The 5937-nt window shown below is 47.3% G+C and carries 5 protein-coding genes, 1 rRNA gene and 1 pseudogene; 2 read left to right on the top strand and 5 right to left on the bottom strand.

The window, feature by feature from the left end; all coding sequences use genetic code 11:
* A pseudogene (locus tag P5683_RS26545) lies at positions 1 to 64 on the top strand (transposase); the annotation flags it as partial.
* A gap of 92 nt (positions 65 to 156) precedes the next feature.
* Here P5683_RS26545 and rrf read toward each other — a convergent pair.
* From rrf to P5683_RS22060, 3 genes are all read right to left on the bottom strand, one after another.
* Positions 157 to 273, bottom strand: a 5S ribosomal RNA gene (gene rrf / locus P5683_RS22070).
* Between the two features lie 132 nt (positions 274 to 405).
* Positions 406 to 1122, bottom strand: a complete 717-nt coding sequence (gene bioD / locus P5683_RS22065; protein WP_006623430.1) for a dethiobiotin synthase — start codon at positions 1120 to 1122, stop codon at positions 406 to 408.
* Between the two features lie 2 nt (positions 1123 to 1124).
* Positions 1125 to 3110 (bottom strand): serine/threonine-protein kinase, encoded by a 1986-nt coding sequence (locus P5683_RS22060; protein ID WP_315639481.1) that lies wholly within the window; start codon positions 3108 to 3110, stop codon positions 1125 to 1127.
* 336 nt (positions 3111 to 3446) lie between these two features.
* Here P5683_RS22060 and P5683_RS22055 point away from each other — a divergent pair, with 336 nt between their 5' ends.
* Positions 3447 to 4439: a ribose-phosphate pyrophosphokinase gene (locus tag P5683_RS22055; protein ID WP_008054907.1), complete on the top strand. Its 993-nt coding sequence runs from the start codon at positions 3447 to 3449 to the stop codon at positions 4437 to 4439.
* 87 nt (positions 4440 to 4526) lie between these two features.
* Here P5683_RS22055 and P5683_RS22050 read toward each other — a convergent pair whose 3' ends face one another.
* Positions 4527 to 5009 (bottom strand): GNAT family N-acetyltransferase, encoded by a 483-nt coding sequence (locus P5683_RS22050; RefSeq protein WP_006623426.1) that lies wholly within the window; start codon positions 5007 to 5009, stop codon positions 4527 to 4529.
* 53 nt (positions 5010 to 5062) lie between these two features.
* On the bottom strand, positions 5063 to 5671 hold the full coding sequence (locus P5683_RS22045; protein ID WP_006670660.1) for a tRNA-(ms[2]io[6]A)-hydroxylase: 609 nt from the start codon (positions 5669 to 5671) through the stop codon (positions 5063 to 5065).
* Between the last annotated feature and the right edge of the window lie 266 nt (positions 5672 to 5937).

The raw sequence follows: 5937 nt of genomic DNA, 5'->3' as shown, positions 1-5937 counted from the left end.
GACCTTAACGGGTAATAGTGCTATCGTTGCATTGTCCGGGAACAACCGGAAAAATGTCGCGTAAATGTATCAGATTAGCATCTGCTCTATACCCCATCAAAACAAACTAGGACCTCCTACCGTTTACCACTGGCGGGAAGTCCTAGTTCATAATTATCCTGGCATCTTGCTATTTTCCCAGGCAGCTACCCGCCAAGTATCTTCGCCGTTTCAGCGTTTCACATCCGAGTTCGGGATGGATCGGTGTGGTTCCACTGAGCCATAGACACCAGGAAAGCCCTAAAATCTCTCTCTGGTTGCGATCGCTTTAGCGTTTTCGCCGCTTCTCTCTCTCGCACAGTTATTAATAGTAGGGGATAGTTCAGGAAATGTCAACCCCTAAATCAAACTTTTTTTGAGATTTCCTCAAACCCCTGATAGACAAGGATTTGCCGCCCATCGGATCGGCACAATCGCCTCTAAATCTAATTGGGCGGCGACTGGGGCTAATTGTTGTAGGTCTGTAGGATTGTCCAAATAGGGAATCACACCCAAAACCGGAATTTGGGTGAGGGAGGTAATCAGATCCGCCGGAGTCCAATTCTCAACATCCTGGGGTTCTGTGGGTTGAAGACAGTTAAGGACAATGCCGCGCAAATTTACTTTAGCCTGTCTAGCGAGGGCCACATTAGCCACAGCCTGAGCGATCGCCCCTAGTCGCACAGGAACCACCAAAACCGTCGGTAAAGCCCAATCCCGCGCCAAGTCAGCCACAGTCAATTCCCTAGTGACAGGAGAACCCAAACCGCCCAAGGCTTCCACCAGGACAAAATCTCGCTGTTGCTGAAGGTTGACCAAAGCTGACCAAGCCTGATTAAGTTCTACCCGGCGATTTTCCTTTTCCGCCGCCAAGGGGGGGGCGAGGGGTGCATCAAAATAAATCGGTGCGATCGCCTCTAGGGACTCTTCGCGTAAAAATAGGCGTTGATACAATTCGCGATCGCCTATTCCCGATTGAATTGGTTTGAGTACACCCCAACTCAGGGACTTTTGGTAACTGTCAAAATAGGCAATTAACGCGCTAGTTAAAACCGTTTTTCCGGCTTCCGTATCAGTTGCAGTAATCAGCAGGGTATTTTTCACAGTTAGTATGGCGCGATTAATTTGTCAAGATTCTTAACCTCATTATTCCCCATACCATCCACCTCCGCCTCTGGTTCCGGGAAAAAAGTTGGCGATTTTTCCGATGGTTTAGGGTTCCCACTCAGATCAAGATTCCTCTCTTGGTTTTCCGGTATAGGTTCCGGCTTGGGTTCCGGTTCCGGTTCCGGCTTGGGTTCCGGTTCCGGTTCCGCTATAGGTTCCGGTTCCGGCTTGGGTTCCGGTTCCGGCTTGGGTTCCGGTTCTGGTTCCGGTTCCGCTATAGGTTCCGGTTCCGGTATAGGTTCCGGTATAGGTTCCGGTTGTGGTTGTGGTTGTGGTTGTGGTTGTGGTTGTGGTTGTGGTTGTGGTTGTGGTTGTGGAATGATGGGAGGTAAAGAGTTAATCAATTCCAACTCTAGGGTGTATGCAGTCTCAGACAATCCTGGGAGAGTTTCCAGGATAATGGTATAGTCACCATCAGCAAATAAAGGACCCTGCCAAATTGATACCCCAGTCGCGCGGGAATTAACCGGGTTGTTGTCAGGTCCGAGTAATGTCAGTAAAACACCATCCCCAGTAACAGAGAGATAAAGCTGTTGTCCTTCCGTAGCCGAGAGGACATATTCAGATAGTTGGTTCGCGGCGATCGCCCCTTCAACAACAGTAGTATCTCCCGCAGCAATATCTAAGCGTCTAGTTGAGACTTCCGGTTCCGGTTCCGGTTCTGGTTGTGGTTGTGGTTGTGGTTGTGGTTGTGACTCAGATTCTGGTGGTGTCGTAGGTCTAGGTTCCGGTCTAGGTCTAGGTTCCGGTCTAGGTCTAGGTCTAGGTTCCGTTTCAACATTAGTAATGGGGTCTGGGTCTGAAGTTGACCCGGTAGAGTTTAGTAGATAGCTGACCAAACTCCAAGACCCATAACCCGCGATGATAGCCACAGCAATTCCCGCCGCCATAACAGCAACTGGGTTATTCCAGAAAGACTGAAGGGAAGGGGTAGATATCACCGGAGTAGTTTGATGATTAGACCCCGATCGCATAGAGACAGGAGATCCCACCGCCAGAGTTTTGAGTCCTGATAAATTCGGGTCAGTAGTGGGGGGAGTCGGTACAATTCCAGAGAGATTATTGAGAGCCTGTTGTACTTCCCTAGCTGACTGATAGCGATCGCCAGGATTACGGCTCAACATTTTATTGAGAACCGTCGCCAGTTGAGGGGTGACAGTCGCCCAAGGTTCCCACATCCAGGTTAAATTTTGTTGGTTAATTAAATCTTGCGGTTCTCGTCCAGTCAGCAGAAAAATCGCCGTTACCGCCAAAGCGTACAAATCGCTGCTGGGGGAAACCTTCCCCATTTGCATTTGTTCAGCAGGAGCATAACCCAATTTTCCCACCCTAGTTTGACCCACCGGCTGAGTTAGACCCGGAGACTGAATATAAGTCGCCTGTTCAATAACTACCCCAAAATCAATCAAAACCGGGAGCTGATCGCGATCGCGACGGATAATATTATCCGGGGAAATGTCGCGATGAATAATATTGAGACCATGGAGATGTTCCAAAACCGGTAGCATTTCCTGAAGGAAAGTTATCACCTCAGCCTCAGCAAAAGTGCGAGGTTGACCCACCGGGGCATTTTTCCGGTCCTTGAGCAGCGCATAATAGGTTTGACCCTCCACATAGTCTTGAACCAAAAACAAGCGCTGATTTTCCTCAAAAACCGCCCCAAATTTGGGAATTTGCGGGTGTTGGATTTGGTAAAGCACCTGAGCTTCCCGCCTAAATAGTTCTTTAGACTTTTCCCAAGCATAGGTCCCCATTTGCACCGGGGTAAATTCCTTTAACGCGCAATACTCATTAAAGCGACCAAGATCTTCAGCCAGATAAGTTAAGCCAAACCCCCCCTGACCCAAAACCCTGATCAAGCGGTAGCGATTTTGTAAAACAGTCCCTAGTGGAATAGCCGATTGCATAGAATTGATACTTGTCATAGGTTACAAATTAACAGATAAATCAAAGCGAAGCCGTCAAAAAGTCTTGATTGTGCCCCCCTCATTTGTGTTTAACAACATTTTTAACCATGTTTCCGTGAACCTTCCCTTTCCGTCGCTGTATTATTTCGTCTAGTCTGGTCTGAATCAATTTACCCATAACCTATATGTTGAGCCAAGCTCGCCCCAACTTGGTTGAGCATATCATCAACAACCGTCGCCACCTGTTCCGATCCTTTGATAAGGGGAGTTACCCGTGAATGATAGCCAATTTAACTGTTTCCTAGGCTACTGAATAATGGTAAAATAACTAGGAATGAACTGCGAGGAAATGCCGTGATCCGTTCTGCTACTCTACCCCTTCCTCATTCTGAGGCACTAATGACCGACCACAATCGACTACGATTGTTTTCAGGTTCTGCCAATACAGGTTTAGCCACCGAAGTGAGTCGCTATCTGGGCATTGATTTGGGGCCAATGGTTCGCAAGCAGTTTGCGGACGGAGAACTTTACATCCAAATTCAGGAGTCCATTCGAGGCTGTGATGTCTACCTAATTCAACCCTGTTGTCATCCAGTCAACGACAACTTGATGGAACTCCTAATTATGATTGATGCTTGTCGTCGAGCCTCTGCTAGGCAAATTACCGCCGTAATACCCTATTATGGCTATGCTAGGGCAGACCGCAAAACCGCTGGCCGCGAATCGATTACAGCCAAACTGACCGCTAATTTAATCACCCAAGCTGGTGCGAGTCGGATTTTAGCCATGGACTTGCATTCGGCACAAATTCAAGGATATTTTGATATTCCCTTCGACCATGTTTATGGTTCACCTGTTATTTTAAACTACCTAGCTAGTAAACAACTATCTGATATTGTCGTAGTATCTCCAGATGTCGGAGGTGTGGCTCGTGCCAGAGCTTTTGCTAAAAAACTCAATGACGCACCCCTGGCGATTATTGATAAGCGCCGTCAGTCTCATAATGTAGCAGAGGTTCTCAATGTCATTGGTGACGTTAGAGGCAAAACAGCCGTTTTGGTCGATGATATGATTGACACAGCCGGGACTATTAGCGAAGGCGCTCGCCTCCTCCGGGAAGAGGGTGCTAGGCAGGTTTATGCCTGTGCTACCCATGCGGTGTTTTCTCACCCAGCTATTGAACGTCTGTCTACGGGGGTTTTGGAGGAAGTGATTGTGACTAACACTATCCCAGCTTCCCCGGATAAAACTTTTGATCAGCTGACTGTGTTATCGGTTGCTAATTTACTTGGTGAAACTATCTGGCGCATTCACGAAGATAGTTCCGTTAGTAGTATGTTCCGCTAATTGACCAATTGTTAGCTTTGGCGGCGGGAAAACTGCGGACTCTACCGGAAAGGCTGAGTGTCCGGTTTACAACCGCCGCCGGGTTGGTCAAGGCAAAGTTTTTTTGTAAATGCGATCGCATCGTCGAGTTTCTACTCCCGTTGTCGGTTCATAGCCATGGTGTTCATAGAGTTTCACGGCTTCCCTTAAAACCGTCGCAGTTTCAATCCAAATCTCCTGAAATCCTCGTCTGTTAATTTCTTGTTCTAATTGGGTTAATAAATATTTGCCTAACCCTAGACCTCGGACCTGTGGCTGTAAATACATTTTCCGAATTTCCACGGCATTTGTACCACGATTAATCGGATAATAAGCAGCAGTTCCGACTAGGTTTTGATGTTGTTCGACTACCCAAAATTCCCCATCATTATTAAGATAATACTTTTCGACTTCCCAGACATCGATATCAGCGCCTTCCGGTTCACAAGTTAAGCGATATTCAGCTAATACTGAGGCGATTAAGTCTTGAACAACTTGGCGATCGCCTGATTCCCAGGAACGAATTATAAAATCTTTATATACTTTTCTCATAACCGTTAATTCGGTGATATAATCAGTTAAGAAGTCGGAGAATTGGGCAGAGACTAACTATGAATCCGGGGTTCCGGGTGTAGTGTGGAAAGGAGTTGGCTTTCAATAGTAGCCAATTCCTCTAGTCTTTGGCTAACGGTTTCCTGTTCAAAATAAGTAGTTGCTAACACCCAATAAATGCCATAGTGACGCGCTTCGGAAGCCATCAAACCGCGATAAAACTTAGCCAATTCTGGATCGGGACAATATTCAGACAATAAGCCCAAACGTTCATGGCTGCGGGCTTCTATCAATCCAGAAACCAATAATAAATCAAGCATTCTGTGTGGTTCTTCTCGGCGGACATGGCGATTCAAACCCGCGCCATAGGGGGGAGAGGGAAGCGATCGCATGGGAATGTGTAGTTTTTCGAGCCACTGATTTACCTGTTCAAAATGCTGTAATTCTTCTTGAGCGATCGCTGTTAACATTCGCACCAATTGGGTACTAGAGGGATAACGAAACATCAAATTCAAGGCTACTCCCGCCGCCTTACGTTCACAGTGGGAGTGGTCAAGTAGGATGATATCCAAATTAGCGATCGCCTGTTGAACCCAAGCCATTGACGTAGGTTCTTTCAAGTATTTAATAGTTGCTCGTGAACCAGAAACCACAGATCCCATATCAAGACCACCGAAAAGCCACCCTAATCATAGCAGATCTGACCCAGTAGGGTACGTCAGAAGCGGTCAACCTCGCTGATAACCCGATGATTGATACAGCTTGTTCACCAGTCGCTTAATACATTGCCCTCACCCTAAATCCCTCTCCCACAGAGGGAGAGGGACTTTGAGAGGTGATCAATAGTAGGGTACGTCAGAAGCCGTCAACCTCGCTGATAACCGGATGATTGATACTGACGCACCACAGTAGTAGGGTGCGTCAGAAG

This window comes from Limnospira sp. PMC 1279.21 (assembly GCF_032349615.1).
Taxonomy (GTDB): domain Bacteria; phylum Cyanobacteriota; class Cyanobacteriia; order Cyanobacteriales; family Microcoleaceae; genus Limnospira; species Limnospira fusiformis.
This window is presented reverse-complemented; position numbering and strand designations above follow the sequence as displayed.